3 protein-coding genes and 1 pseudogene are annotated in these 3,706 nt (G+C 73.7%); 3 read left to right on the forward strand and 1 reads right to left on the reverse strand.

What is annotated here, in order from left to right; genetic code table 11:
• Nucleotides 1-151 precede the first annotated feature (151 nt).
• Entirely contained in the window at nucleotides 152-283 is a 132-nt protein-coding gene (gene mmpB, locus ACWDSL_RS52460) for a morphogenic membrane protein MmpB (RefSeq protein WP_450496752.1), read from the forward strand.
• A 431-nt stretch (nucleotides 284-714) separates the two neighbouring features.
• Entirely contained in the window at nucleotides 715-1,380 is a 666-nt protein-coding gene (locus ACWDSL_RS52465; RefSeq protein WP_450496754.1) for a hypothetical protein, read from the forward strand.
• Here ACWDSL_RS52465 and ACWDSL_RS52470 read toward each other — a convergent pair.
• Nucleotides 1,271-2,296: pseudogene (locus ACWDSL_RS52470) on the reverse strand (RNA-guided endonuclease InsQ/TnpB family protein); the annotation flags it as partial. The gene ACWDSL_RS52465 and the pseudogene ACWDSL_RS52470 sit on opposite strands and share 110 nt — an antisense overlap.
• A gap of 517 nt (nucleotides 2,297-2,813) precedes the next feature.
• Here ACWDSL_RS52470 and ACWDSL_RS52475 point away from each other — a divergent pair.
• Complete coding sequence (locus ACWDSL_RS52475) at nucleotides 2,814-3,431, forward strand: Maf family protein (protein ID WP_450496755.1); 618 nt, start codon at nucleotides 2,814-2,816, stop codon at nucleotides 3,429-3,431.
• Nucleotides 3,432-3,706 lie beyond the last annotated feature (275 nt).

Below are 3,706 nucleotides of genomic sequence, written 5' to 3' on the forward strand. Positions count from 1 at the left end.
GACACCCAGCAGCCTCAGCCCGACCCGAACCAATCCCAGCCCGACCCCAACCAGTCCCAGCCCCACCCCCACCCAAACCCACCCCGCCCCAAACCAAACCCGCCCCCCCCCCCCGCCCCCCACGGCCATGGGACGGCGCAGGATCGAGTGCATGCTGTGGTCCGATCCGCCCGATGAGCCGCCCGAGGAGCTGCGGCGGGCCCAGAACATGCTCCGCCGCGCGGGCACGGTGCTCGCGGTGGCGACCCTGACGCTGATGGTGCTGCTGAGCCTGCGGCCGTGATCTGCGCCCGGAACCCCCACGGCCCACCGGAGCGCTCATGACCTGCGGCCGAGGCTGTTCGAATAGCAGAACGCATCACGCTCTCCGGGCCAAGACCGCCGAATTCTTCCGCCAGGACGCGCTGGGCTTCTCCCCGCTGTGGGGACGCCGCCGGCTGGCCCCGCTCCCAGCCCACCGAACCCGCCGGGCAACAGGCCGAAAACGCCTACCGGGCCGCGGCCGCCACCTTCGTCGCCAAGGCCGCGGGCGCCCCGGCCGCCGCCCTCGACAAGGCGCGCGACCGGATCCGGGCGAACACCCTGCCCGGCGGCGCGGTCCGCGACCCCGGCGGCTACCTCGGCAGCCCCGAAGCCTCCTTCTACGCCCTCCTGCTGCGCGGGCTCGCCGGCGAGCCCACCCACGACGACCGCCTCGCCAAGGCCCTGGGCAAGGTGGCCACCGACCCCCGCGCGGCGGGCGACCCCGCCACCCGGCTGACCACCGCCGCGGCCGCCGCCCTCGCGGGCGCGGGCGGACGCACCACCTCCGCCGCGGCCGCGCTGTGCCGCTCGGCCCAGGTGGTGCCCCGTACGGTCACCGCGCACAGCGCCGAGAAGTGGGCCCGCACCGCCCTCGCCTGCGACCGGGCCGGCGCCCCCGCCCAGGCCCTGCGGACCACGTCCTGGCCCCTGAACGACGCCGTACGCGTCACCGCCGCCCTCGCCACCGGCCTCGCCGACACCGGCCGGCCGCCGCGCCCCGCCCGCTGGATCACCGCGCGGCAACTCCGCCCGTGGGCGACCGACCCCAAGCGGCTGGACTCGGTCAGCGGCTACGCCACGGTGGTGCGCGCCTATCTGCTCGCGGGAGGGAAGGCCGACGCGCCCTTGCGCGAGGCCGTCGCCCGCGGCATCGACACCCGGCGCGGCTGCCCCCGGCTGCCGAACCTGTACCGGGCCGACGCGGAGGGCGGCTGCGACCTCAAGACGACCTGGCACGTATGGCAGGTCAACTACCCTTTCGCCAAAGCGAGAGGCTTGCACAGCGGGCGCCACTGGCTGTGGTGCTGCGCTTGCGTCCAGTCCCACTCCCGGTTTTCGGGGGTGGGGCAGGGGTGATTGACTGCACCCCGCGTCGCCACAACTCTTCCGCGCGGGCGCGGATGTTGCGGGAGCCGTTCCGGTCCGCGTGATCAACGAATCCGCAGTTCCGGCACGCAAACCAGGCTTGACTCACCCGGTTCGCCTTGTCGATGTGGCCGCATTCGGCGCAGGTACGGGAGGTGTACGCCGGATCGACGTGCACCACCGGGACCCCGGCCTTTCTGGCCTTGTACGCCACGAATTTCCCGAGCTGGTGGAAGGCCCAGGAATGCAGGGTGGCCCGTTGGGGCTTGGCCGCCCGGACCCGTTCGCGGATACCGCCCAGGCCTTCCAGGGCGACGCCGCGACCGGTGCGTTCTGCCTCGGCCACCACATGCTTGGCAATCTTGTGGTTGATGTCCTTGGCCCGCCGCGCCTCCTTGCGCCGCCGCTTCTTCAGCCAGCGTCTGGCGGACGGGGTGTTCTTCTTCTGCAGCTTGGCGCGCAGAGCGCGCTCCCGCGTACGGGTGCGGTTGAGGGCGCGTCCGGCCATGATCTCGCCGTCACTGGTGGTGGCGATGTTGACGATGCCCAGGTCGATGCCGAGAAAGCCCCATGGGTCGGTGTTCGGCTCCGCCTCCGGGACGTCGCAGGTAGCCAGGAGGAACCACGTGCCGTCCCGCATGATCAAGTCGGATTCGCCCCGGCGGTACAGGGCGAGCGTGGCAAGCTGCTCGGCCGACGCGGTGAACGCCACGTTCTTCAGCCGGCCCCTCACGGTCCAGATCGACACAGTCCGCTCCGCGATCTGCCAGGACAGCATCCGGTCGTCAAAGGGCTGGGCTCCCTCGGGCCGGAAGGAGATCGGTTTCCCGGTCGCCTTGCGGTACCGCTTCGAACCGGGCTTGCCCAGATTGCCCGCCCTCAGGTTGACCCGCAGGGTCTCGTACGCGCCCGCGCCTGCCCGGGCGTTGGCAGAAGCTTGATCTGTACCACCAGTTTCATGACCCCGACGTTAGCCAGGAAGCCGCACACACGAACGGCCATCACACAGACATGCGTCGATCCAGTGACTAGCGATTCCTGCCGGGCGTAAACGCCCGGGGTTCCTCGCAAGAATCCTGCTGAACCTCAGGCAGGCCCCCCGGGGCAGAGCCCCGGGGGCCCAGGACCAAGCCTCAGACAAGAGCCCCGGCCCAAGCCCCGCACAGGCCCTCAGCCCAACCTCCCGACGGAGTCCCGGGGCGAGGTCCCAGCAGCAGCCCGGAACAGAGCCCTGGGGCGCGCCCCCCGAGCCGGGGGCGGTGCGCGGCCTCAAAGCCGAGGATCCAGGGGCGCAGCCCCAAAGCTGGGGGCCGGGGGTCCCCCGCCGCCCGGCCTGCCCCTCTGCCTCGGGCGCAAGTCGGGCGCAAGTCGATGCTGCGGGAAGGGGCGAATGGGAGGCAGGGGCCGCCGCCTACCCTGGGCGCATGACTGACACGCAGCGCACCCTCGTCCTCGCCTCCGCCTCCCCCGCCCGCCGGGCCCTGCTGCGTCAGGCCGGGCTGGCGTTCGAGGTGATCGTCAGCGGTGTGGACGAGGACGCGCTGAGCGCCGACACCCCCGCCGAGCTGGCGCGCATACTGGCCGAGGCCAAGGCGGGCGCCGTGGCCGCGCTTCCGGAGGCGGCCGGGGCACTGGTCGTCGGCTGCGACTCGGTCCTGGAGCTCGACGGGCAGGCGCTCGGCAAGCCCGCGGACGCCGAGGAGGCCACCGCCCGCTGGAAGTCCATGCGCGGCCGCTCCGGCGTGCTGCGGACCGGGCACTGCCTGATCGACACGGCGACCGGCCGCCGCACCTCCGACACCGCCTCCACCACGGTCCACTTCGGCGAGCCGACCGACGCCGAGATCGCGGCGTACGTCGCCACCGGCGAACCCCTGCACGTGGCGGGCGCGTTCACGCTCGACGGGCGCTCGGCGCCCTTCGTCGACGGCATCGAGGGAGACTCGGGCAACGTCATCGGGCTGTCCCTGCCGCTGCTGCGTCGGCTCCTGGCCGAACTGGGCGTGGGCATCACCGACCTGTGGGCCGACGCCGGGCAGTGACCCCGGAAGCCCAGGCGCCCCCGGGCCGCATCTCCGGCCGGGCAGAACGCCGGCGGCCTTCAGCCCCTCCGGCCAGCACCCCTCCGCCCAGCACCCCTCCGGCCAGCACCCCTCCGGTCAGCCCCTCCGGACAGCCTCACGCCGGATCCGGATGCGGCGCGTCCCCGCCCGAGGCGCCCCGGGCCCCCGTGGTGCCCGGGGCGGGGGGGGGCGGCGGGGGCCGGCCCCCCGGGACGGCGGGGGGGAGGGGGCGCACCACCCAGGGACGGGAGAGC

The organism is Streptomyces sp. NPDC000941, assembly GCF_053599555.1.